General features: G+C 62.1%; 25 protein-coding genes. 14 read left to right on the forward strand and 11 right to left on the reverse strand.

Going from position 1 to position 21,225, the window contains the following annotated elements; translation table 11 throughout:
• Positions 1 to 153: 153 nt before the first annotated feature.
• Positions 154 to 1,125, reverse strand: coding sequence for an ATP-grasp fold amidoligase family protein (locus AC1DYO_RS17130; protein ID WP_477265152.1), 972 nt, complete (start codon positions 1,123 to 1,125; stop codon positions 154 to 156).
• Positions 1,126 to 1,387: 262 nt separating this feature from the next.
• Between AC1DYO_RS17130 and AC1DYO_RS17135 the strand changes: the two genes are divergently transcribed.
• Positions 1,388 to 2,893: an HAL/PAL/TAL family ammonia-lyase gene (locus AC1DYO_RS17135; protein WP_477265154.1), complete on the forward strand. Its 1,506-nt coding sequence runs from the start codon at positions 1,388 to 1,390 to the stop codon at positions 2,891 to 2,893.
• Between the two features lie 27 nt (positions 2,894 to 2,920).
• On the opposite strand, the gene AC1DYO_RS17140 is transcribed toward AC1DYO_RS17135, so the two are convergent.
• On the reverse strand, positions 2,921 to 3,499 hold the full coding sequence (locus tag AC1DYO_RS17140; protein ID WP_477265157.1) for an NUDIX domain-containing protein: 579 nt from the start codon (positions 3,497 to 3,499) through the stop codon (positions 2,921 to 2,923).
• Between the two features lie 155 nt (positions 3,500 to 3,654).
• Between AC1DYO_RS17140 and AC1DYO_RS17145 the strand changes: the two genes are divergently transcribed.
• The 3 genes from AC1DYO_RS17145 (at position 3,655) to AC1DYO_RS17155 (ending at position 5,505) form a co-directional block, all read left to right on the forward strand.
• Positions 3,655 to 4,752 (forward strand): NADH:flavin oxidoreductase/NADH oxidase, encoded by a 1,098-nt coding sequence (locus AC1DYO_RS17145; protein ID WP_477265159.1) that lies wholly within the window; start codon positions 3,655 to 3,657, stop codon positions 4,750 to 4,752.
• Positions 4,753 to 4,947: 195 nt separating this feature from the next.
• On the forward strand, positions 4,948 to 5,226 hold the full coding sequence (locus AC1DYO_RS17150; protein WP_032891817.1) for a DUF982 domain-containing protein: 279 nt from the start codon (positions 4,948 to 4,950) through the stop codon (positions 5,224 to 5,226).
• Positions 5,227 to 5,265: 39 nt separating this feature from the next.
• Positions 5,266 to 5,505, forward strand: a complete 240-nt coding sequence (locus AC1DYO_RS17155; RefSeq protein ID WP_181061546.1) for a DUF2188 domain-containing protein — start codon at positions 5,266 to 5,268, stop codon at positions 5,503 to 5,505.
• 81 nt (positions 5,506 to 5,586) lie between these two features.
• Here the strand turns inward: AC1DYO_RS17155 and AC1DYO_RS17160 are convergent, their stop codons facing one another.
• Together AC1DYO_RS17160 and AC1DYO_RS17165 are read right to left on the reverse strand one after the other, a co-directional pair.
• Entirely contained in the window at positions 5,587 to 5,856 is a 270-nt protein-coding gene (locus tag AC1DYO_RS17160; protein ID WP_477265162.1) for a hypothetical protein, read from the reverse strand.
• 156 nt (positions 5,857 to 6,012) lie between these two features.
• Complete coding sequence (locus AC1DYO_RS17165) at positions 6,013 to 6,999, reverse strand: alpha/beta fold hydrolase (RefSeq protein WP_477265164.1); 987 nt, start codon at positions 6,997 to 6,999, stop codon at positions 6,013 to 6,015.
• A gap of 173 nt (positions 7,000 to 7,172) precedes the next feature.
• On the opposite strand from AC1DYO_RS17165, the gene AC1DYO_RS17170 reads away from it, so the two are divergent.
• The 7 genes from AC1DYO_RS17170 (at position 7,173) to AC1DYO_RS17200 (ending at position 11,597) form a co-directional block, all read left to right on the forward strand.
• On the forward strand, positions 7,173 to 7,913 hold the full coding sequence (locus tag AC1DYO_RS17170) for a competence/damage-inducible protein A (RefSeq protein WP_181061549.1): 741 nt from the start codon (positions 7,173 to 7,175) through the stop codon (positions 7,911 to 7,913).
• A gap of 97 nt (positions 7,914 to 8,010) precedes the next feature.
• Positions 8,011 to 8,844: a universal stress protein gene (locus AC1DYO_RS17175; protein ID WP_477265166.1), complete on the forward strand. Its 834-nt coding sequence runs from the start codon at positions 8,011 to 8,013 to the stop codon at positions 8,842 to 8,844.
• Between the two features lie 136 nt (positions 8,845 to 8,980).
• A complete protein-coding gene (gene gpt / locus AC1DYO_RS17180; protein ID WP_181061551.1) occupies positions 8,981 to 9,481 on the forward strand; it encodes a xanthine phosphoribosyltransferase in 501 nt (166 codons plus the stop codon).
• 207 nt (positions 9,482 to 9,688) lie between these two features.
• Entirely contained in the window at positions 9,689 to 10,186 is a 498-nt protein-coding gene (locus AC1DYO_RS17185) for an NUDIX hydrolase (RefSeq protein WP_477265168.1), read from the forward strand.
• Positions 10,187 to 10,379: 193 nt separating this feature from the next.
• On the forward strand, positions 10,380 to 10,700 hold the full coding sequence (locus AC1DYO_RS17190; RefSeq protein ID WP_181061553.1) for an ArsR/SmtB family transcription factor: 321 nt from the start codon (positions 10,380 to 10,382) through the stop codon (positions 10,698 to 10,700).
• Positions 10,697 to 11,161 (forward strand): SRPBCC family protein, encoded by a 465-nt coding sequence (locus AC1DYO_RS17195; RefSeq protein WP_477265171.1) that lies wholly within the window; start codon positions 10,697 to 10,699, stop codon positions 11,159 to 11,161. The genes AC1DYO_RS17190 and AC1DYO_RS17195 overlap by 4 nt, the downstream gene beginning before the upstream one ends.
• A 22-nt stretch (positions 11,162 to 11,183) precedes the next feature.
• Positions 11,184 to 11,597 (forward strand): GFA family protein, encoded by a 414-nt coding sequence (locus AC1DYO_RS17200; protein ID WP_477265173.1) that lies wholly within the window; start codon positions 11,184 to 11,186, stop codon positions 11,595 to 11,597.
• A gap of 44 nt (positions 11,598 to 11,641) precedes the next feature.
• Here AC1DYO_RS17200 and AC1DYO_RS17205 read toward each other — a convergent pair whose 3' ends face one another.
• The 4 genes from AC1DYO_RS17205 to AC1DYO_RS17220 all read right to left on the reverse strand — a co-directional run bounded on the left by AC1DYO_RS17205 (position 11,642) and on the right by AC1DYO_RS17220 (position 16,921).
• Positions 11,642 to 13,447 (reverse strand): ABC transporter ATP-binding protein, encoded by a 1,806-nt coding sequence (locus tag AC1DYO_RS17205; RefSeq protein WP_477265175.1) that lies wholly within the window; start codon positions 13,445 to 13,447, stop codon positions 11,642 to 11,644.
• Between the two features lie 392 nt (positions 13,448 to 13,839).
• On the reverse strand, positions 13,840 to 14,250 hold the full coding sequence (locus AC1DYO_RS17210) for a GNAT family N-acetyltransferase (protein ID WP_477265177.1): 411 nt from the start codon (positions 14,248 to 14,250) through the stop codon (positions 13,840 to 13,842).
• 146 nt (positions 14,251 to 14,396) lie between these two features.
• Positions 14,397 to 16,079: an NAD+ synthase gene (locus AC1DYO_RS17215; RefSeq protein ID WP_477265179.1), complete on the reverse strand. Its 1,683-nt coding sequence runs from the start codon at positions 16,077 to 16,079 to the stop codon at positions 14,397 to 14,399.
• A gap of 125 nt (positions 16,080 to 16,204) precedes the next feature.
• Entirely contained in the window at positions 16,205 to 16,921 is a 717-nt protein-coding gene (locus AC1DYO_RS17220) for a DNA-3-methyladenine glycosylase I (protein ID WP_477265181.1), read from the reverse strand.
• 100 nt (positions 16,922 to 17,021) lie between these two features.
• Between AC1DYO_RS17220 and AC1DYO_RS17225 the strand changes: the two genes are divergently transcribed.
• Together AC1DYO_RS17225 and AC1DYO_RS17230 are read left to right on the forward strand one after the other, a co-directional pair.
• Entirely contained in the window at positions 17,022 to 17,585 is a 564-nt protein-coding gene (locus AC1DYO_RS17225; RefSeq protein ID WP_477265183.1) for a DUF1003 domain-containing protein, read from the forward strand.
• A complete protein-coding gene (locus AC1DYO_RS17230; protein WP_477265185.1) occupies positions 17,582 to 18,187 on the forward strand; it encodes a DedA family protein in 606 nt (201 codons plus the stop codon). The genes AC1DYO_RS17225 and AC1DYO_RS17230 overlap by 4 nt, the downstream gene beginning before the upstream one ends.
• 6 nt (positions 18,188 to 18,193) lie before the next feature.
• Here AC1DYO_RS17230 and AC1DYO_RS17235 read toward each other — a convergent pair whose 3' ends face one another.
• The 3 genes from AC1DYO_RS17235 to AC1DYO_RS17245 form a co-directional block, all read right to left on the reverse strand.
• Positions 18,194 to 18,787 (reverse strand): hemerythrin domain-containing protein, encoded by a 594-nt coding sequence (locus AC1DYO_RS17235; RefSeq protein WP_477265187.1) that lies wholly within the window; start codon positions 18,785 to 18,787, stop codon positions 18,194 to 18,196.
• A gap of 40 nt (positions 18,788 to 18,827) precedes the next feature.
• The gene (locus tag AC1DYO_RS17240; RefSeq protein ID WP_477265189.1) at positions 18,828 to 19,187 is read right to left on the reverse strand and encodes a diacylglycerol kinase; all 360 of its coding nucleotides are present in this window, start codon (positions 19,185 to 19,187) and stop codon (positions 18,828 to 18,830) included.
• Between the two features lie 79 nt (positions 19,188 to 19,266).
• On the reverse strand, positions 19,267 to 19,686 hold the full coding sequence (locus AC1DYO_RS17245) for a GFA family protein (protein WP_477265191.1): 420 nt from the start codon (positions 19,684 to 19,686) through the stop codon (positions 19,267 to 19,269).
• A 345-nt stretch (positions 19,687 to 20,031) separates the two neighbouring features.
• Between AC1DYO_RS17245 and AC1DYO_RS17250 the strand changes: the two genes are divergently transcribed.
• Positions 20,032 to 21,102 carry a GGDEF domain-containing protein gene (locus tag AC1DYO_RS17250; RefSeq protein WP_477265193.1) on the forward strand — a complete coding sequence of 357 codons (1,071 nt, stop codon included), beginning with the start codon at positions 20,032 to 20,034 and terminating at the stop codon, positions 21,100 to 21,102.
• Positions 21,103 to 21,225: the final 123 nt, after the last annotated feature.

A 21,225-nucleotide genomic window follows, 5' to 3' on the forward strand; every position in this document is an offset into this window, starting at 1 on the left:
TCGAAAGCACCGGCTCTTGAGCTGCCGAGCCATCAGTTCTTTCTAGCCTAGAAACTTAAAATCCCTCGATCTCTGATCGTACGGCTCGATTCCCGTTGTCCGCACCACCCTTCGCTCTTCAAGCTTCGGTGGCAGGTCACCCAAGCAGCAGTCTCAAGCGTCGAGATAGCCGGCGGCCACGAGCATTGCCTTGTATCGTCGGGCAAATCGGCTAGGCAAACGACTGAGGTAACCCGAAGCGCCAATATCCCAATGCGCGCCCAGTTCGCCATCGAAGCTCGCCGGGTCGAATTGCAGCAGCCCGCTGCGCGGATAGACCGTGAATTCTCCGAAGATCGGTTCTCCCTCCTCCTCGTAGAAATCGACACGCACCATGTCGAATTCGCTGCCAAGCGCCTCGGCTGCCTCGATCATCCGGGCGAGGCTCTTGGGAGGGGGAATTTTCAGGCTCGAGTCGATCGCACCCTGGACGATGTTCAGCGGGCGCCAGTCGCGATCCAGGTGGCCCGTATTCTTGGCAGTGGAACGGAAAGCGACGACGACGATGTATTCGACGCGGCCAGCCAGCACACAGAGTTTGTAGTCGACTGGATCATAGTCCTGGTCCTTGCCGACCAGCGCTTCGACGAAAACCCGCCGCTTGATGTGCGCATAGCTGCGCTCCACCTTGCGGGTGCCATAGGTTTGGGCAAGGTGTCCCGTCATCTCGGCAATGATAACCTCCCGATCGGCGTTTGCCGGATCGCGAACGATGACGTTCATGGCGCAACCGTGGTTGCATTTGACGGCGTAGGGAACATTCAAGTCATCGAAGGGGATCTGGCGTGGGTCGTCGCCCTGCCACAGAACCTTGGGGATGGCGAGCCAGGGAAGCCGTTCCCGGACGATGTCCTTGGACTTGAGCTTGTCGAGAAGACCGGCAAAGCGAGGATCGTCATCGAAAATCTTGCGCCAGTGGATCTTTTCCGTGAACGTCACCGGAGCTGCAAAATTCGGCAGATGCCGCATCCGCTCAAGGAAACGCTGGGTCAACCGGCGGTAGCGGACAAGCAGCGCTGCGTTCAGCAACAGGAGCGATGCTCGCGCGCTGTTTCGCTTCAGCCATGCCTTTGCGCCACGCGCCATTCCGGTGTCCTTGCAACTTCCGGACGACTAGGCGACGAGGATTCTCGGGTCAAGTCCGCGATGACGCATCCCCCGCAAGAGCCGCAGGTGCCGGATCGGAATTTTATTACCCACGACGTCGCTGCAGTCGCATCAATCGCCGATTCCATCGTCATTATGCATCGCGGTTGTGCGGTACGGAGCCAAGAGCAAGCTTCTCACCCAGCCTTTCGAGCGAGCCAACAGCGCGTGTGCATCCGCAGCGCTATTTTCGGAACGACCAATGACAATCACGATAGATAGCAACGCCAGCTGGCGCGACATCGCGCAAGTGAGCGAAGGCGAATCCCTGGCGCTCAGTCCGGCAGCGTGGGAGAGGATCGCCTTTGCGAACCGGATCGTAGCTTCCATCGTCGAAAAAGGCATCCGTGCCTATGGCGTAAATACCGGGGTCGGCGCGTTGGCTAGCAAGGTTGTGGCGCCTGCCCTGCAAAAGAAACTGTCGCGCAATATCATTCGCAGCCACGCATGCGGCGTCGGTGACCTAGTGCCGAGACGCGGCGTTCGCGCCATCATTGCCGCTCAAGTGGCAAATTTCGCGCATGGCCATTCCGGTGTCAGCCCTCAGATCGTCCGTAACCTGCTTACCTTCATCGAGCGCGACTGCGTTCCCGACGTGCCATCCAGGGGATCGGCCGGGTATTTGACGCACAACGCGCATGTAGCACTGGTCTTGATCGGCGAAGGCAGCGCAACCGTGGCAGGTCGCTCGATGAGCGGACTGGAAGCGCTTGCCGAAATGGGTCTGGAGCCCTTGGAGCTTGGCGCGAAGGAAGGCTTGAGTCTCGTCAATGGCACGGCGTGCGCGACCGGCCTGACAAGCATCGCCGTGCAGCGCGCGGAGCGCTTGTTGGGATGGGCTGACGCGGCGGCCGCTTTGACGCTGGAAGCCGCCGGCGCACAAATGCCGGCCTTCGGCGAAGCCATCCTGGCGATGCGGCCCTCACCCGGCATTCAGGATGTGGGCAAAGCGCTGCGAGGCTGGCTTCACGGCAGCGAGCTTATCGCGCTGTCCCACGGCAGCCGCACGCAAGACGCACTCAGTCTTCGCGCCGTGCCGCATGTTCATGGTGCCGCCCGCGAGGTGTTGGACCGGTCGGCTGAGCTGGTCGACCGCGAATTGGCTGCCGTCACCGACAATCCAGCGGTATTCGGGTCGTTGAACGATCCTCAGGTTGTTTCAGAGGCGCATGCGGTGGCGCCGGCACTCGGACAGGCGGCCGACGGCCTGACAATCGCTTTGGCGCAGGTGGCTGGAATGAGCGAGCGACGGATCGACCGTCTCGTCAATCCACTTGTCAACAATTTGCCGGCCTTCCTTGCCGATGAAGATGGCAGCAATTCCGGCTTCATGATTGCCCAATACACCGCCACGTCGCTGAGCAACGTCAATCGGCGCCTGGCCGCCCCGGCGGCGACCGACGGTGGTGTCACATCCGGCCTGCAAGAGGACTTTCTGGCTCATCCGACCGTCGCAGCCAACAAGCTGCTCGCGGTTATCGACAATGCCGAATACATTTTGGCAATCGAGCTCATGGCGGCCGCGCAGGCCCATGATTTTCTGGCAGAGCGCGGTGCACGTGCGCCTGGTACCGACACCATCTATCGCATGGTCCGGGAAAATATCGCGCACTATTCCGACGATCGGCCTCTGTCCGGGGACATGGAGGAATTGCGCAACTTCATCCGCGAAGTGGACGTGCCACCCTGTCCGCAGCCTACCGAGTGAGGCACCTGCCCGCCGAGCTTCGAGCGGCTAGGCCTTCATCGGGTACAGCTTCAGGTGCTGGATCAGGATGATCGTCTTGGCGTCGATGATGCGGCCGTCAACGATGCTGGCCAGCGCCTCATCGAGCGGCATTTCAAGCACCTCGATGTCCTCGCCCTCTTCCGGCGCGCCGCCGCCGGCCGAGATGCGGTCGCCGGGTGAGTAGCGCGCCACGAAGAACCACAGCCGTTCGGTGACACTGCCCGGGCTCATATAGGGCGCAAACAGCCGCTCGATGTTCTCTAAGTGATAGCCGAGTTCCTCCTCGGCTTCCTTGCGAATGGCGGTTTCGGGATCGTTTTCGTCGAGCAGGCCGGCGCAGGCCTCGACCAGCGGTTCGCGGTGGCCGGTGACATAGGCGGGATAGCGGAACTGCCGCACCAGCAGCACAGTCTGGCGCTCGGGATCGAAAGGCAGGATCACCGCACCGTCGCCGCGATCGTAAGTCTGGCGGATCTGCGTCTCCCACTGGCCGTCGCGCCGGCGATAGTCCAGCACGGTCTTCTTCAGAACCGCCCAGTCGTCGGAAAGGACTTCCTCCGAGCGGATGCGGATGCGATCTTCCATGGTCAACTCCGTGCTGTCGGCGCCATGGCGTAGCCGCGAACCGGTGTCCGCGCAACCGAAACGATGATTGGTCCAGCACCGGCTTTCACCGCCTCGTGTCTGGTGCCGTCAGTTGCCGTCGCCTACATAGCTGCAGCCCCTCCCGGAGTTTTTCGATGACCGCAGCGCTTTTCCAGCCGATCACCCTCGATGGCCTGACCTTCCCGAACCGCGTCGCTGTAGCACCCATGTGCCAGTATTCCGCCGACGACGGGTCGGCCACCGACTGGCATCTCTATCACTGGATGAACCTGGCAATGTCGGGCGCCGGCATGGTCACCGTCGAGATGACGGACGTCGAGCGGCGCGGCCGCATCACCCATGGCTGCCTCGGCCTCTACTCCAACGACAACGAGGCGGCCGCCCGGCGCACACTGGACGCGGCCAGGCGCGTCGCGTCGCCGGGGATGAAGTTCGGCATCCAGCTCGCCCATGCCGGGCGCAAGGCGTCCAACAGAAAACCCTGGGAAGGCGGTGGTCCGCTGCAGCCGGGCGAGGATCCCTGGCAGACCGTCTCGGCCTCGGCCATCGCCTATGACAGCGGCTGGAACGTGCCGCATGCGCTGGAGGAGGATGAAATCCTGCAGTTGGTCGAGCGCTTCACTCAAGCCGCAAGGCGAGCCGAGCGCGCCGGTTTCGACTTCCTCGAACTGCACGCCGCCCATGGCTACCTGATCTTCCAATTCCTGTCGCCGCTCTCCAACCAGCGCACCGACCGCTGGGGCGGCTCGCTGGAAAACCGCATGCGTTTTCTGCTCGAGATCGCCAAATCGGTAAGGAAGGCCGTTCCAAACCTGATGCTTGGCACACGCCTGTCCGTAAAAGAATGGGTCGATGGCGGCTTCGAGGTCGAGGATGCGATCGAAGTGGCCAAGGCGCTGAAAGCACTGGGCATTGCCTATCTCTGCTGCTCGAGCGGCGGCAATTCGCCGTTGCAAAAGCTGCCGATCGGCCCCGGCTATCAGGTGCATCTGGCCGAAGCGGTGCGCAAGGGCGCCAGCATCCCGACGCGGGCCGTCGGCCTGATCGACGATCCCGCCCAGGCCGAAGCGATCGTCGCCGACGGCCGCGCCGATATGGTGGCGCTGGCTCGCGCTTTCCTTGCCGACCCGCGGTGGGGCTGGCGCGCCGCCGCCACCTTTGGCGAGAAAATCCATCCGGCACCGCAACTTGCACGTTCGGTAACGACGATGCAGCACTGGATGAACGGCTGACAGGATGCACCGACGGCTGCGCAACGATTGCGGTTACTGAGACGCCAATGCATGTCGCCCAAAAGTGGAACCCGTTTTTGGGCTAACGGCATGCATCAGGCAAAGACCTAAAGGCGCGTCGCCAACGCGACGTGACGTTTGGGCGCAGGCTGACCGCCACTTTTGCAACCAAATTGGCTGCTTTGCGTTGCGGCCATCATGGATAACAAACCTTTTGAAACGCCCGTCGTGGTCGAACTCGGCCATGTCGGCAAATATCGCCAAATCCGCAGCACCCAGGAAGCGGCGGAGTGTCTGATGACGGTCTGGCCGCTCAATCGCGGCCCGCGCCACCGTGATGCTCTCGACACTTGCCTCAAAGTGCTGGAAGGTTATCGTTCGACGGCCGATGCGCGCCGGGCATTGATCGAAGCGGCCAAGGAATCGGAAGTCCTGGTTCCCGAAGACCGGCTGCCCGACGCCAAATTGCATTGAACGGGCCGCACTGAACGAACGGACGAACCGGAGGATTTCATGGCGAAGCTGACTTACAAGATCGTCGAGCATGACGGGGGCTGGGCCTACAAGGTCGGTTCGACATTCTCGGAGACATTCCCCACCCACCAGGACGCGCTGCGCGCCGCCGAGATCGCCTCGGCCGAGCAGCAGGTCGCCGGAACCACGGACGGCATCCAGTATGAGGATTCCGAAGGCAAGTGGCACGACGAACTGGCCGATGGCCGCGATCGGCCACAGACCGAAGTTTCCGACTAATCTTTTGCGTGAGTTGTCTCGCTGCCGGCCGTGGATGCCCTGTTTCAGGCATCCTGCCGGTCAGTCGAGTCTACGGCCTGATTACTTGCCGCAATAGTGATCGTTGACGTTCAGCCCGGCATTGGCGTCGGGTCCCGCCGTATTCGAAGCACAAGGCCCAACCGGGCCGGTATTGCTCAGGCTGTTCAGGCCTGAGGAATCGATGCTGCCGGTGGTGTTCGGATCGACGCTCATCATCTGCTCGTTGGCAACAGGGCGATGGTGGGTGTGGGCGGTATAGGACGACTGCACCATCGCCGAGGTGGCGAGGCCAACCGTAAAGATCGAGATTGCGAGGATCTTGCTAAGCATAGAAAGTACTCCATTCCATTTTCTCGTCGCTTATCGTGCGACAGCGGAAGAATCCTCCAGCGAGCTCGAAGTTCCGACAAGAAAACGTGAAGTCGCGTGAGCTTCGACACCTTCGCGTGACCACTGCGTGAAGTCGTGGCCAGCCGATTGGCCGGTTCAATCCGAGCTGATGGTCCGGCCTGCGAATGCCCGCTCGGCGAGGCGCTTGATGAAAGTGATGACGCGGTCCGGCTCGGCGAATTGCGGCATATGGCCAAGGCCGTCGACGGCCTCGAAATCGACCCCTTCGATCCGGTCCCTCATCGGCTCTCCGTGGGTGCGCATGGCGATGACGCGGTCGCAGGTTCCGAAGAAAATTCCGGCCGGCATGGCGATCTCGCCATAACGCCGCTCGATGCGGCCAAGATCCTGTTCGACCGCCACGAAATCGGTGGAGGTCGCATGGAAATGGCTTGGCCTCAGCCCGAGCCATCCGCCTCCGTGGATCATGTAGTCGTCGGGAACAGGCTGCGGCGCGAAGATGAACTCCATTGTCCGCCGCGCATATCTGAGGCTTGTCGGTATGGCGACGGTATAGGCCATTACCCAACGCCACAGGCGCGACCGGATATAGAGCAGGCCCGCTTTCTCGCGCACGCCGGCTTCCAGATGCGTCAGTGGTGCCAGCAGGGCGACGCCGGAAATCGCGTCGGGATGTTCCAATGCCAGGGTCAGCGCGACGGCGCCGCCCAATGAGTGCCCGACCACAAGCGGCCTTTCCAGCCCGAGCGTTTCGATGAAACGCCTGATGATCTCGGCCTGCTCAGGCAAGCGGCCGGTGGTGCCTTTCGCCCGCACCGAATAGCCCGATCCCGGGCGGTCGAGCGCGATCAGCCGGTAGCCCGGGCCGAAGCGTCCGAACAAAGTGTGCCTAAAATGATGGAGCTGGGCGCCAAGCCCGTGCACGAATACGATCGGCCTGCCCTCGCCCTCGTCCATATAGTGGATGCGGTTGCCGTCGATCTCGACAAAGTGTCCGCCGGCCGGCACCAGCCTTTCGGCCTTGGCGGCGATCCAGAGCGTCGCCGCCACCAGGCAGGCGATGATGACGAGAGCCAGCACAAACAGGCCGGCGACAAGCCATAGCAGAATCGATACCAGCATTTTTCACCCGGAGCGGCCTGGGCGCGCACCATCACCCACTGCCGAACGCACGGCAAGGCAGGTGGCGGCTTCTGTCGACATTGCCGCCCGTTCCATGTCGCGCTATCTCAGGCAACCTTGTCTGCCCAGGGCGACCCCGTCTGCCCTGAGGCGCCTTTCCGCCGGAGCTTTCCATGCCTGAAATCGTCACTGCCGCCATGCTTGTCATCGGCGACGAGATTCTGTCCGGCCGTACCAAGGACAAAAATATCGGCCACCTCGCCGACATCATGACGGCCATCGGCATCGACCTGAAGGAAGTGCGCATCGTTCCCGACGAAGAGGACGAGATTGTCGCGGCGGTGAATGCCGTGCGCGCCCGCTACACCTATGTCTTCACCACCGGCGGCATCGGCCCGACGCATGACGACATCACCGCGGATTCGATCTCCAAGGCCTTCGGCGTGCCCTGCGAATATGACGCCAAGGCCTATGCCATGCTGGGCGAGAGCTATGCCGCTCGCGGCATCGAATACACCGAGGCGCGCAAGCGCATGTCGCGCATGCCGCGCGGCGCCGACCATATCGACAACCCGGTCTCCGTCGCGCCCGGCTTTCGCATCGGCAATGTCCATGTCATGGCCGGCGTGCCGTCGATCTTCCAGGCTATGCTCGACAACGTCGTGCCGACGCTGAAGGCCGGCACAAAAATGCTGTCGGCCACCGTCCATTGCCCGTTCGGCGAAGGCCTGATCGGCGGTCCCTTGGGCGACATCCAGAAGGCGCATCCCGACACGATCATCGGCTCCTACCCGAAATATGGCGATGGCAAATTCTGGACGGAGCTGGTCGTCCGCGCCCGCAGCCAGGAGGCGCTGGATTCCGCGCGCAAGGACGTCGAGGCTATGGTGGCCGGCTTTACCGCCGCCAATTGATCGGGGACTCGCGGCCCATCGCCGAGCCGGAACCAAGCGCTGCACTTCGACGTTTTCCCTCTGGCGCATCAGACGCCGGCAGATTTGAGGGATTCCCATGCGCTTCAAGACCATCGTCGCCATATTGCAGAACGAACAGGACGCCGAGCGCGTTCTCGACTGTGCCATTCCGCTTGCCGACCGGTTCGAAAGCCACCTCATCGGCATCCATGCCGAAGCGCTGCCCGTTCCCTACACCTCCGCCACCGGTTTTCCCGACACCGAGTTCCTGCAGGTTTCCGCCGACATGAACCGCGAGCGCGCCGAAAAACTGCAGGCGCTTTTCCTCAAGCAGATCGAGAAATCCGGCCTTTCCTTCGAATGGCGCAGTTTTGAGAGCTTTTCCGGCGACAGCGCGCTGACCGGCATCTCCAATGTCCGCGCCGCCGATCTGATCATCGCCGCTCAGCGCGAGACCGGCGGAGATCCGAGCGCCGATGTCGACACGCTGGTCTACGATGCCGGCCGGCCGGTGCTGGTGGTGCCGCATGACGGCCCGCTCGTCACCACCTTCAAACACGTGCTGCTTGCCTGGAACGGCAGCAAGGAGGCAGCGCGGGCGGCCTTCGACGCCCTGCCCTTCATCATCGAGGCCGAGAAGACCGACATTCTGGTCATTGATCCGCCCGACACGCTGGACGAGAACCCGGAGGCAGCCGGCGCCGAGATCGCGGCGGCTCTGTCCAGGCACGGCGCGACGGTCAGCGTGTCGGTGCAGAAGTCGGGCGGCGCCTCTGTCGACGACGTCATCCAGACCCGGATCGCCGAGACCGGCGCCGACCTTCTGGTGCTCGGCGCCTACAGCCATTCCTGGCTGCGTCAGCTTTTGTTCGGCGGCGTCACGCGAACCGTGTTGCGCACAGTACCGGTGGCGGCTTTCCTGTCGCGCTAAAGCAATTCCAGGAAAAGTGTGACGCGGTTTTCCGTCCGGAATTGCGTCAAAACAAAGGGAGCTGCAGCCCTTGCCAAGCCCAAGCCTTTCCGGCTAATTCCGCGCGCATTCCCTCGGCGCGCGGAGTGCACCAACAATGTCCCTTCCCGAAAAAGCCTTTCCGGTCTCCTGGGACCAGTTCCACCGCGACGCCCGGGCGCTGGCCTGGCGTCTTGCCGGCGCCAACAAGGGTCAGTGGAAAGCCATCGTCTGCATCACCCGTGGCGGGCTTGTCCCCGCCGCCATCATTTCGCGCGAACTCGGTATCCGCGTCATCGAGACGGTCTGCGTAGCCTCCTATCACGACTACACCAGCCAAGGGCAGTTGCAGGTGCTGAAGGAGATCACGCCCGCCCTGCTTACCGATGACGGTGCCGGCGTGCTGATCATCGACGACCTCACCGACACCGGCAAGACGGCGGGCATCGTGCGCGCCATGATGCCCAAGGCGCATTTCGCCACCGTCTATGCCAAGCCGAAAGGCCGGCCGCTGGTCGACACCTTCGTCACCGAAGTCAGCCAGGACACTTGGATCTACTTTCCCTGGGACATGGGTTTTACCTACCAGAAGCCGATCGCCGACGATCACGCCGGCTGATTCGCAGCACCCCTTTATCCGCCCAAGTGGCCGGGCCCGCGCAGTTTGCTGTGGAAACTGGCGCCGCCAGACACAATATTCTGTTGAATCGACACTTGTTGGCGAAATTTGACGGGTTGGTGTGACGTTTTTTACTTTTATGACTTACACTTCCTCGTAAGATTCGTGTGATGGCAAACGATTCTGAGGGCTGGGGTAGCTTCTCTGATGCTGACGAGACCGACGACGCACAACCACCTGGCTGAAAGGGTCCAACGACTCTTCGGCACCGCGCCGTGCCGTCTGCAGGTTGCCGCGCTACCCTGGCGCACCACCGAAAACGGCATCGAAATCATGCTGATCACCAGCCGCGACACCGGCCGCTGGGTGCTGCCCAAGGGCTGGCCCGAGGCCAGGGAGCCGCTTTGCGAGGCTGCGGCGCGCGAGGCCGGCGAGGAAGCCGGATTGCGCGGCAAGATCTCTCATTTCGAGGCTGGCCGTTACTTCTACGCCAAGGCCTTGGCGTCCGGCGAGGAAGTGCCTTGCGAAGTGCTGGTGTTCCCGATGCAGGTCGAACGCGTCTCCGACCGCTGGAAGGAAAAGCGCGCGCGCACCCGCAAATGGGTCAATGCGGCCGAGGCCGTGCGCATGGTCAACGAGCCGGACCTTTGCCAGATTATCGCCCATTTCTGCGCCGATCCGTACAAATTCGCCGCTAGAACCTAGACGCAACTCCACAGCGACCGCAGCATATTCCCATGCGCCAGCACAGGCGCTTGCCAGCGATTCTGACGCCTCCGGCGCGGCCGATCCAGCTCCAGTCCGACATCGATAGATCCCTGCCTTCAGGCCATGCTTTGCCACGGCTTGACATGCAGGTATTTACCTGCATATTATGTTTGCAAGATGAGTGAGACCGATGGACGCCGACAAGGTTTTCAAAGCGCTGGGCGACCCGACACGCAGAAGGCTGCTCGATCTTCTCTGTGAGAAGAACGGACAGACGCTCGGGCAGCTTTGCGAAAACCTCGACATGGCCAGGCAATCCGCGACCCAGCACATCGACCTTTTGGAGGCGGCCAATCTGATCAGCACGGTCAAGCGTGGCCGCGAAAAGCTGCATTTCATCAACCCCGTGCCATTGCACGAAGTCTACGAGCGGTGGGTGCGCAAATTCGAACGGCAGCGGCTGAGCTTGCTGCACGACCTGAAGCAAGAACTCGAAGGAGACGACCAATGACCCGGGAAACCACCAGTTTTGTCTACGTGACCTATATCAGATCAACGCCACAAAAGGTGTTCGAGGCCATCACCAAGCCCGATATCGCCAAGCGCTACTGGGGCCACGAGAACGTCTCCGACTGGAAGCCGGGCTCGAAATGGGAACACATCCGCGCCAATGACGAGCGCACCGTCGAACTCATCGGCAAGGTCGTCGAAATCTCGCCGCCGACCCGCCTGGTCATGACCTGGGCCAACGCTTCGCAGGCCGACGATCCGACCAAGCACAGCCGGGTAACGTTCGCCATCGAGGAATACGACACCATGGTCAAGCTGACCGTCAGCCATGACGAGCTCGAAGCCGGCAGCGGCATGGCCAAGGGCGTCAGCCAGGGCTGGCCGGCCGTGCTGTCCAGCATGAAATCCTTCCTCGAAACCGGCACCGGCATCGACCTTTTCGCCAAGCCGAAATCGGCCTGAAGCAGCCAGCGGGAGAACGACGATGACCAAGCATTTTATCGGCGGCTGCGCCTGCGGCGCGATCCGTTATGAAGCGAGCGGCGAGCCGATCTTTCAGAACCACTGCCAATGCCTTGATTGCCAGAAGCGCAGCGGCACGGGCCATGGGTCCTATGTGACCTTCGGCCGGCGCGCTGACGTAAAGATCACCGGCGAGCCAAGCACCTGGCGGATGATCGCCGACAGCGGCAATGAAAAGGTCCAGGCCTTTTGCCCGACCTGCGGCACGCCGCTCTATTTGACCTTCGTCGCCATGCCCGAGCTGACTGCGATCCATGCCACCAGCCTTGACGATCCTGGCCAGTTCAATCCGCACGCGGTCACCTACACCGTCCGCGGCCATGCCTGGGACACGATCGACCCCGCCTTGCAGCCATTCCAACGAATGCCCGGATGAGCCAATGCAGAGCCCTGTCCCTCAGATAGGGCTCTGCATTCGGCTCAGATAACCAGGCCCTTGGTCAGTTCCAGCGCCTGGCGCTCGAACAGGCGGCGGTAGATGCCGCCCTTGAGCCGGATCAGCTGGTCATGCGAGCCTTCCTCGACGATCTTGCCGCGATCGAACACCAAGAGCCTGTCCAGCGCGCGCACTGTCGACAGCCGGTGCGCGATGACCAGCGTCGTGCGGCCGACCATCAGCCGCTCCATCGCCTGCTGGATCAGCACTTCCGATTCCGAATCGAGGCTCGATGTCGCCTCATCCAGGATCAGGATGCGTGCGTCCGCCAGGAAGGCACGCGCGATCGCCACGCGCTGACGCTCGCCACCCGACAGTTTCACGCCGCGTTCACCGACCAGCGTGCCATACCCCTTCGGCAGGCTGGTGATGAAATCGTGCGCGCTAGCGAGCCTGGCGGCATGCTCGATCTCGGCCTGTGTAGCGTCCGGCCGGGCATAGGCGATGTTCTCGGCCAGCGAGCGGTGGAACAGGATCGGTTCCTGCTGGACGATGGCGATCTGCGCGCGCAGCGACGCCTGCGCCACAGCAGAGATGTCCTGGCCGTCGATCAGGATCTTGCCGCCGCTGACGTCGTAGAGGCGCTGGATCAGCTTGACGAACGTCGTCTTGCCCGAGCCGGAATGACCGACCAGTCCGACCCGCTCGCCCGCACCAATATCCACCGAAAAGTCGCGGTAGAGCGGCAGGCGATGGCTGCCATAGTGGAAGGTGACGTTGTCGAAGCCGATACGTCCCTGCGTGATCCGGATCGGCTGAGCGCCGGGCCGGTCCTCGATGCCAAGCGGTTGCGACTGGAAGTCGACCAGTTCCTCCATGTCGTTGATCGAACGCTGCAGATTTCGGATATGGGTGCCGATATCCCTGAGATAGCCCTGCAGCACGAAGAACGAGGTCAGCACGAAGGCGACATCGCCCGCACTCGCCTGGCCCCACGCCCAAAGCATTAGCGACAGTCCGATCACCGCCGTCCGCAGCACCAGCAGCATGGCGCCTTGCGTGGTGCCGTTGATGGTGCCGCGCACCCAGGTGCGGCGCGTGCGGGCACGCCATTTGGCGACGACCTTGGCAAGCCGCGTTTCCTCGCGCGTCTCGGCGCCAAAGCCCTTGACCACGGCGTTGCAGCTCACCGCATCGGCAAGCGACCCGCCAAGCCGCGTATCCCAGCTGTTGGCAAGCCGTGCCGCGGGCGCGACATAGCCGAGCGACAGCATCGCCGTCACCATGATGAACAGCACCGAGCCGACTGCTACGACCAGCCCCATCAGCGGCCAGAACCAGCCGAGCAGCAGCGTCGAGCCGACCAGCATGGCGACCGACGGCAAAAGCGCGATCAGGATCGTGTCGTTGAGCAGGTCGAGCGCCCACATGCCGCGCGTGACCTTGCGCACCGTCGAGCCGGCAAAGCTGTTGGCGTGCCAGTCGGTGGAAAAGCGCTGCACGCGGTGGAACGCGTCAGCGGCGATATCGGCCATCATCTTCAGCGTCAGCTCGACAATGCCCATGAAAGCGAGGTTGCGCAGCACCACGCCGGTCAGCGCCAAGGCGACGAGCGCGAAGAACGCCGCCATTGCCGCATTCCACGCGACATCGTCGGCCCCAGCACTGCTGGCGACGGCGTCGACCAGCCGGCCGGAATAGAGCGGCGTCAACACGTCGGCCAGGGTCGACAGCAGGAAGCCGCCCATGATCAGCGAAAGCCGCCAAGGCTGGCGCCGCCAGTGGCTGAACGTGAAGCCAAGAACGCTGCGAAAGGCGCTTGCGCGCAGATCGATTCGAAAACGAGCCATGATGTCATCCGGGCGCAAAAATGCCCGGTCCCGGTAAGGTCGAAAATTGAAAACCGCGCTGGGCAATTCGCCCGGGGCTGCGGAGGTTCGGCATAGGTGGCGGCGCGCCCTAGATATCGGGTGGCGACCGGCATCGGCAGAAGCCTGTACTCGACCCGGCATCGCCGCGAAGGTCAAACCTTCGCCGGACACCAGGTGAGACCTAGGCTTCGCGGCCTCGCATTACCATGTGAAATACTGCCATTCGGACCTCCCGCAACACAATTGCGGAGCGGCCCTTATAGAGACGCCTCAGCGGATCGCCAAGACCGGGCGCGCCGCAAAAGCGTAACTGGTCCAACCAGTGAGGTTATTTTGCAACAACGGGCGGGCGAGCCCGCGCGGCGCATCTCTCATTCCGGGTTGCGATCGAGGCGCATGTAACGGCCATCGGTCGATGCCTTGAAGCCCAGCTTCTCATAGACACCGTGCGCGTCGCTGGTCGACAGGCTCCAGTGCGAGACCGTGCTGAGTTCAGGGCTATCGACGAGCGCCCGCACCAGTTGCAAGCCAATGCCCTGGCCGCGATGCTGCGGCCAGATGATGATGTCGGCGAGATATGCAAACACCGTACGGTCGGTGATGGCCCGGCCAAAACCGACTTGATTCCCTTCGACATAGGCGCCGGCGCAAAGCGAATTGGCAAAGGCGCGGCGATGAAACTCATCGCTGCGGCCGGCGCCCCAGTAGCTCGCCATCAACAGGTCGGAGGTCGCCCGGAAATCGATCCGTGACATGTCGAAGCTGATTTCACAGTCGGGCATAGTGCCTCGCAAAGAATAAGGGGCGGCCGAACGTCTCGTCCGGTCGATGACTGCCCAGCGTGCCGTACCAGAAGCAGATGCCGCGCCCGGAGCTTGCCGTTCTTGAAGCATGCAAGCCGCAAAGGTTAGTCAATGAAATCAGATTATTAGCCGCGATCCCTGAAACGGTTGGTGATGGGATAGCGGCGGTCGCGGCCAAAGTTCTTCCTGGTGATCTTCACGCCCGGCGCGGCCTGCCGGCGTTTGTATTCGGCAATGTAGAGCAAATGTTCGACGCGCGTCACCGTCGCCCGGTCGTGGCCGCGCGCGACGATGTCGTCGACACCCATCTCGTTCTCGACCAGGCATTCCAGAATGTCGTCCAGCACCGGATAGGGCGGCAGCGAATCCTGGTCGGTCTGGTTCTCGCGCAATTCGGCTGAAGGCGCCTTGTCGATAATGTTCTTCGGGATGACCTCGCCGGAAGGCCCGAGCGCGCCGGGCGGCACATGGCTGTTGCGCCAGCGCGACAGCGCATAGACCTGCATCTTGTAGAGGTCTTTGATCGGGTTGAAGCCACCATTCATGTCGCCATAGAGCGTGGCGTAGCCGACCGACATCTCGCTCTTGTTGCCTGTGGTGACGACCATCGAGCCGAACTTGTTGGAAATCGCCATCAAGATGGTGCCACGCGCGCGGCTCTGCAAATTCTCCTCGGTGATGCCTTCCTTGGTGCCTTCGAAAAGCTGCGTCAGCGCATGCAGAAACCCTTCGACCGGCTCGAAGATCGGCACGATGTCATAGCGGCAGCCGAGCGCGCGGGCGCAGTCCTCGGCATCCTTCAGCGAATCCTTCGAGGTGTAGCGGTAGGGCATCATCACCGCGCGCAATCGCTCCTCGCCGAGCGCGTCGACGGCCAATGTGGCGCAGATCGCCGAATCGATGCCGCCGGACAGGCCGAGCACGACGTTCTTGAAGCCGTTCTTGTTGACGTAGTCGCGCAGGCCCAGCATGCAGGCGCGGTAGTCCGCTTCCTCGCGCTCGGGGATTTTCGACATCGGCCCTTCCGAGCAGACCCAGCCGGCATCCGTTCGCTTCCAGGTGGTGACGTCGACCGTCTCCTCGAACTGGCTCATCTGGAAGGCGAGCGTCTTGTCGGCGCCGATGGCAAAAGAGGCGCCGTCGAAGATCAACTCATCCTGGCCGCCGATCTGATTGGCATAGATCATCGGCAAACCGGTTTCGATGACCTGGCGGATAACGACCTGATGGCGGACATCCATCTTGGCGCGATAATAGGGCGAGCCGTTCGGCACCAGCAGGATCTCCGCTCCGCTTTCGGCCAGGGTTTCGCAGATACCGACGTCGCCCCAGATGTCCTCGCAGATCGGAATTCCGATGCGCACACCACGGAAGTTGACGGGTCCCTGAGCCTCGGGTCCGGCCTGGAAGACGCGCTTCTCGTCGAACTCGCCATAGTTGGGCAAATCGAGTTTGTAGCGCTCGGCCAGGATCTTGCCACCATCGGCGAAGATGATCGAATTGTGGGTGCCGCTCTTGCGCTTCAGCGGCGTGCCGATAATGACGCCCGGCCCGCCATCGGCGGTATCCCCGGCGAAGTCTTGCGCGGCCTTTTCGCAAATCTTGAGGAAGGCCGGCTTCAGCACCAGATCTTCCGGCGGATAACCGGCCAGGAAAAGCTCGGTATAGAGCACGATGTCGGCGCCCTGGCGGGCGGCGTCCGCCCTCGCCTCGCGCGCCTTGGCAAGGTTGCCGGCGACATCGCCGACCGTCGGATTGAGCTGGGCAACGGCGATGCGCAGAATATCGGGAGCGGTCTTCTTGGTCATGCCTGCGGTTTAGCGCGGCAGAATTGCCCGGGCAATGGCGTTCGTTTGGACCAATCCAGACCGATCGGCATTAGCCGATCGTGTCTTATCGCTCGACATGCGGATCGTAGCGAGGCAGCCCGTGATCAGTCGTCGCCCATATACTCGCGCAGCGATTGTGGCGAATGGTTCTCTCCGATCGACATCGCCAGGATGCGCGAGATGTGCCGACGCGACAGCCTCGTGTCCGCCACCCATTGATTGATCTGCGCCTGGATCTTGTCGAGGTCTCGCTTCGAGGTCGGGCTTTCGGCGATATCGAGGCCTGCGTCGCGCAACGCTGCCGCCATATCGGCCGAGATGACGAAAGCGTCCCAGCCCAGCCAGCGCAGAAAATACTGGCCGGTGTTGCCGCCGAGCCGGCTGCCATGCTTGCCAAGATACGCCATCAGCCCGACCTGGTCGTCCGCCGGCCACTCAGCCAGGAACTTGCCGAAGCCGCCATGCTCCTTCGATACGCGCTCGACGAAAGCGGCGTTGTCGCGCACCGATTTGATCTTCTGCGGATTGCGCACGATGCGCTTGTCGGCCGTCAGATCGTGCCAGAAATCATCAGGCTGGAACAACAGCCGCTTCGGCTCGAAATGCAGGAAGGCTTCCTCGAAACCGGGCCACTTCTGCTCGATGACGCGCCACACGAAGCCGGCGGCAAACACCCGTTCGGCCATCGTCGACAGGATACGGTCGTCAGTGATCTTGGCCACGGCGGCATTGTCGGGCAAAGGCCCGAGCAGCTCCGTCAGCACCGCGTCGCTGCCTTTTCGTTTTGCCGCACGGGCACGAATCCTGTGGAAGTCAGCCATTGGCGTCCTGATTCACTGTCGGTGGACGCGGCAATCTACCACTTCCCGTTCGCGCCGGTAGTCTCTAGGTCTAGGCCAGACGCTGACCATGGAGGCGACCATGCATAAGACCGTGCCCGAATTGGCCGACCGCTGGCTGAGGCGAACGCCTGAGACCCTCAGCGAGCTCGAGCGGCGGGTGTTGCAGAGCACTGTCGACCGCAAGCCGATATCGCAGGACATCAATGAAAGTCTCGCCGGTCTTCAGGGCGCCGGCGACCGCATCGCCGATGCCATCGCCCGCATCGGCGGCTCGTGGACGTTTATCCTGTCCTTCATCGCTTTTCTGGTCCTGTGGATCGGCGCCAATTGGTGGCTGCTAGGAAGGGACTCGTTCGATCCCTACCCGTTCATCTTCCTCAATCTTGTGCTGTCGATGATCGCCGCCTTGCAGGCGCCGGTGATCATGATGTCGCAGAACCGCCAGGCCGCGCGCGATCGCATCGATGCCGCGCACGACTACGAGGTCAATCTCAAGGCCGAGATCGAAATCATGGCGCTGCATGAAAAGCTGGACGAGCTGCGTCACAGTCAGATCATCGGCGTGCGTGAGGACATAGCGCGCCTGGCTGAACAGGTGAGCCGCATCGACGAAAGACTGTCGGGCCGGCAAACGTCTCAATGACCGGGATCGTCCATCACCTCATCGAGCAATATGGGCTGATCGCGGTTTTCCTGGGCTGTGTCGCCGAAGGCGAAAGTGCGGCCATCCTTGGCGGCTTCTTCGCCCACCAGCATGTCTTCGTCCCTTGGAAGGCTTTCCTCACGGCGGCGATCGGCGCCTTTGTCGGCGACACGTTTTTCTTCGTCCTCGGCCGCAGCTTTGCCGACCATCCCAGGGTGCTGAAACTGAAGGCGCGGCCCGGCTTTAACCACGCCTACCGCCTGGTCTCGTCGCATCCCAACATCTTCGTGCTGTCCAACCGTTATATCTACGGCCTGCGCCTGGTCGGCGGCATCGCGGCCGGCTTCGCCAGCATTTCGGTGCTGCGCTTCGTCATCCTCAACGCCATCTCGTCGCTGGTCTGGGCGGCTTTGTTCTGCGGTATCGGCTATGTCTTTGGCCTGGGCGCCGAGCAGATGATCGGCAAGGCACTGCTCCATCACGAACGGCTGCTGATCGCGCTGGCCATCGGCCTTGCCGCCGCCATCCTTGCCTGGCTCATCGCTCGCACCGTCGCCGGCAAGGAGCGCGCCAAGGACGCCCGCGACAGCGAAGCCGCTTAGGAAAGCTCAGTCGTCGTCCTCGACCAGAGCGCGGTCGCCGCGATCGAGGATCAGCGGGATGATGAGATCCTCCTCGTCGGCAAGATGCCGCTTCAGCATGGCGATCAGCCGGCTGTTCTCGTCCGCATAGGCATCGGCGGCGAAGCGCTGCCTGTCCTCGCTCTCCTCAAGCGTACGGATGAAGGCGTTCGCCGCCTCGGCGTTGCGCTCCAGCCCTTCATGGATGGCGTGGTGATCGGCATCGAGGATTTCGAAGCCGCGCTTCAGGCGCGGCTCGGCCTTGGCGAAAGCCGGAAAGTATTGGTAGTCCTCGACATTGTGGTGGCCGTCGAGATTGCCGAGGAAATGGTTGAGGCGCGGCGCGAACCAGCGGGCGAAATCCGGCGCCGTCAGCCTGCCTTCGCGATAGTCGCCAATGCCGTTGGTCAGCATGCCGCCGAGCTCGCGGAACATGTCGTGCCGCTGCAGCCACATATTGGCCAGGCCATGGATGTTGGCGTGACCCTGCCAGTTTTCGCGCGGATATTTTTGCACCAGCCAGCGCAGATCGTCCGGCAGGCCGGCACGTTCAAGCAAGAGGGAATTGGCGGGCGCGGTCATGTCGGTCTCCTTTAGTGACCGACATATGGGAACCGTTAGATCAGATCGGTAGACCCGTGATGCGCTCGATGATGGCGATGCCCCAGACACCGGCGACCATCACCACCGAAATCAGCACCGCCAGCGAGCCGCAATCCTTGGCGAGCTGGATATCGACGTTGAATTCGCGGCTGAAGGCATCGCAGGCCGCCTCGATGCCGGTGTTCAACACCTCGACCATGATCAAAAGCAGCACGGCGCCGATCAGCAGCGCATAGCCACGCCACGACACCGAGACGAACCAGCCGAGCGGCAGCGCCAGCACCAGCAGCATCAGTTCCTGCTGGAACGCCTTTTCGCTGGCCGCGAGCTTGCGGAAAGCCCGCACCGAATTGAAGAAAGCATCGATCAGCCGCTGCATGCCCGCGTATCCCCTTCGAATCACCGGCAGGGGATAACGCAATGGCTGGATCAAGGGAATAAGGCAGCAGCGGCAAAAATCACTCGTCCGCAACCTTGATCGCCGGCGTCGACTTCTCGAACTGCGGCAACCCATCGTCGATCGTGTAGTAGTCGCCCTTGTCGCTGACGAAGATATGGCATTCGCCCTCGAGCTCGGTCGGCGCATCGAACGACCCGGCCAAAACCGAGACATAGGCGTCCTGGCCCGGCTTCCAGAACAGCACCGAGCCGCATGTCTTGCAAAAGCCGCGCTTGGCAAAGGACGACGCTTCGTACCAGGTGATGTTGTCCGTGCCGGTTATGGTGATGTCGCCATCGGCGACATTGGTTGCGGCGTAAAAATGCCCGCTCTGCTTGCGGCATTGGGAACAGTGGCAATAGATCACGCCGCGCAACGGCCCTTGCGTCTGGAAATGCACCGCCCCGCACAGGCACGATCCGCTGTTGTTATTGCTCATTCCCGCCCTCCGCCGGCCATCGTTCACGGCTTCGCCGCCACCGGAGAGGATTTCAGTTTTGCCGCAACCGGGCACCAGCAAATGCGACACGGAACGGGCGCGTTCGGACTTCACCTCAGGATGGTTGCAACACGCTGCTGCAGCCTGAGGTAGAATAATCGCATTACCTTGCGGCACATTAAGGAAACTTTAGCGCCAGCGCATCTATGGTCGTTGCCAAGCGAAGGTCGCGATTGGGGACGCGTCCTTCGTAAGATGATCCGAAATACGGCTGGTTCTCCCCCGGTCGGCGACATCTCGCACGCGCAAGTCTGCGATGGTTCCCAGGGGTAGAGTGAACAGAATATGCAGCCGGCAGCCGTCCAGACCGACCGAAACAGCGACATTGCAACAGCCGTTGTGGCGACCATGCGCCAGCTCGGCGTACTTGGCCTGCCACGCAATTACGAGATCTTCTACGAAGCGCTGAAAGGCACCAATCGCGAACTCAGCCTTGCCGTCGTCGCGCTCGGCAACCGGCCGACGCAGGACGATCTCGACCGCATCGGCCGCGCCTTCTTTGCTCAACATCATGGTCCCGGCATTGTCGAGCACGCGCGCGATGTGCTGGCCAGGGAGCTCGAGGACATCGCTTCGCTGCTCCGAAGCGAACGCATCCATATCGAGAAATACGGCAAGATCCTCGACGAAACGTCGAGCGGACTGGCCAACCGCAGCCTGCTTTCACAGGATCTGCTGCAGAAGGTGGCCAACGCCATGGCGGTGGCCACCAATTCAACCCTCGACCATGGCAAACAGGTCGCCACCACGCTGAGCGACAAGACGGCGGAACTGGAGAGCGTCAAGTCGAAGCTCGAGGAGTACAAGCGGCTCGCCGACACCGACCCCTTGACCCATATCTGGAACCGCCGCGCCTTCGACAAGCAAATCACGGCGATTTACACCTCCAACAAGGGCATCCTGTTCAACGCGCTGATCCTTGCCGACATCGACCATTTCAAGGATGTCAACGATCGCTACGGCCACCCGGTCGGCGACAAGATCATCCAGATCGTCGCCGAAATCTTCCAGACGAGCATCCGCGAAGACATGTTCGTTGCCCGCACCGGCGGCGAGGAATTCGCGCTGATCATCGAGGGCGCCAGCGAGGATACCACCTACGAGATCGCCGAACGCATCCGCGTGCTGATCGAGCAGACGCCGTTCACCAGCAGCCAGACCGGCACCAATTACGGCACCGTGACCGTTTCCATGGGCATCTGCATGGCCTCCGAGGCCGAAAGCCCGGAGGATCTCTACACCAAGGCGGACCGGGCGCTCTACCGCTCCAAGGTCGGCGGCCGCAACCGCGTCACCAGGCATTCGACGATGGCCGGCCGTGCCGGCAAGAACTGGCTGCTCTACAAGAAAGACTGACGCTTCGGCGCCTAGAGCCGGATGATTTCAGGTCGAGTCGACCTGAAATCTGAATCCGTCTCTAAATCAAAGAGATAGAGCATGATGTCGTCCGAAAACCGCTTCACACTTTTCGGCATCATG

The sequence above is a fragment of the Mesorhizobium sp. P2_F5 genome (genome assembly GCF_056403715.1).

Excerpts from the sequence above, each read along its gene's own strand:
- AC1DYO_RS17200 (WP_477265173.1), top strand. The coding sequence starts at position 11,184 with ATGACCAAGCATTTTATCGGCGGCTGCGCCTGCGGCGCGATCCGTTAT.
- AC1DYO_RS17135 (WP_477265154.1), top strand. The coding sequence starts at position 1,388 with ATGACAATCACGATAGATAGCAACGCCAGCTGGCGCGACATCGCGCAA.
- AC1DYO_RS17230 (WP_477265185.1), top strand. The coding sequence starts at position 17,582 with ATGACCGGGATCGTCCATCACCTCATCGAGCAATATGGGCTGATCGCG.
- AC1DYO_RS17190 (WP_181061553.1), top strand. The coding sequence starts at position 10,380 with ATGGACGCCGACAAGGTTTTCAAAGCGCTGGGCGACCCGACACGCAGA.
- AC1DYO_RS17175 (WP_477265166.1), top strand. The coding sequence starts at position 8,011 with ATGCGCTTCAAGACCATCGTCGCCATATTGCAGAACGAACAGGACGCC.
- gpt (WP_181061551.1), top strand. The coding sequence starts at position 8,981 with ATGTCCCTTCCCGAAAAAGCCTTTCCGGTCTCCTGGGACCAGTTCCAC.
- AC1DYO_RS17155 (WP_181061546.1), top strand. The coding sequence starts at position 5,266 with ATGGCGAAGCTGACTTACAAGATCGTCGAGCATGACGGGGGCTGGGCC.
- AC1DYO_RS17245 (WP_477265191.1), bottom strand. The coding sequence starts at position 19,686 with ATGAGCAATAACAACAGCGGATCGTGCCTGTGCGGGGCGGTGCATTTC.
- AC1DYO_RS17145 (WP_477265159.1), top strand. The coding sequence starts at position 3,655 with ATGACCGCAGCGCTTTTCCAGCCGATCACCCTCGATGGCCTGACCTTC.
- AC1DYO_RS17240 (WP_477265189.1), bottom strand. The coding sequence starts at position 19,187 with ATGCAGCGGCTGATCGATGCTTTCTTCAATTCGGTGCGGGCTTTCCGC.
- AC1DYO_RS17235 (WP_477265187.1), bottom strand. The coding sequence starts at position 18,787 with ATGACCGCGCCCGCCAATTCCCTCTTGCTTGAACGTGCCGGCCTGCCG.
- AC1DYO_RS17165 (WP_477265164.1), bottom strand. The coding sequence starts at position 6,999 with ATGCTGGTATCGATTCTGCTATGGCTTGTCGCCGGCCTGTTTGTGCTG.
- AC1DYO_RS17140 (WP_477265157.1), bottom strand. The coding sequence starts at position 3,499 with ATGGAAGATCGCATCCGCATCCGCTCGGAGGAAGTCCTTTCCGACGAC.
- AC1DYO_RS17195 (WP_477265171.1), top strand. The coding sequence starts at position 10,697 with ATGACCCGGGAAACCACCAGTTTTGTCTACGTGACCTATATCAGATCA.
- AC1DYO_RS17220 (WP_477265181.1), bottom strand. The coding sequence starts at position 16,921 with ATGGCTGACTTCCACAGGATTCGTGCCCGTGCGGCAAAACGAAAAGGC.
- AC1DYO_RS17170 (WP_181061549.1), top strand. The coding sequence starts at position 7,173 with ATGCCTGAAATCGTCACTGCCGCCATGCTTGTCATCGGCGACGAGATT.
- AC1DYO_RS17205 (WP_477265175.1), bottom strand. The coding sequence starts at position 13,447 with ATGGCTCGTTTTCGAATCGATCTGCGCGCAAGCGCCTTTCGCAGCGTT.
- AC1DYO_RS17225 (WP_477265183.1), top strand. The coding sequence starts at position 17,022 with ATGCATAAGACCGTGCCCGAATTGGCCGACCGCTGGCTGAGGCGAACG.
- AC1DYO_RS17130 (WP_477265152.1), bottom strand. The coding sequence starts at position 1,125 with ATGGCGCGTGGCGCAAAGGCATGGCTGAAGCGAAACAGCGCGCGAGCA.
- AC1DYO_RS17215 (WP_477265179.1), bottom strand. The coding sequence starts at position 16,079 with ATGACCAAGAAGACCGCTCCCGATATTCTGCGCATCGCCGTTGCCCAG.
- AC1DYO_RS17185 (WP_477265168.1), top strand. The coding sequence starts at position 9,689 with ATGCTGACGAGACCGACGACGCACAACCACCTGGCTGAAAGGGTCCAA.
- AC1DYO_RS17160 (WP_477265162.1), bottom strand. The coding sequence starts at position 5,856 with ATGCTTAGCAAGATCCTCGCAATCTCGATCTTTACGGTTGGCCTCGCC.
- AC1DYO_RS17250 (WP_477265193.1), top strand. The coding sequence starts at position 20,032 with ATGCAGCCGGCAGCCGTCCAGACCGACCGAAACAGCGACATTGCAACA.
- AC1DYO_RS17210 (WP_477265177.1), bottom strand. The coding sequence starts at position 14,250 with ATGCCCGACTGTGAAATCAGCTTCGACATGTCACGGATCGATTTCCGG.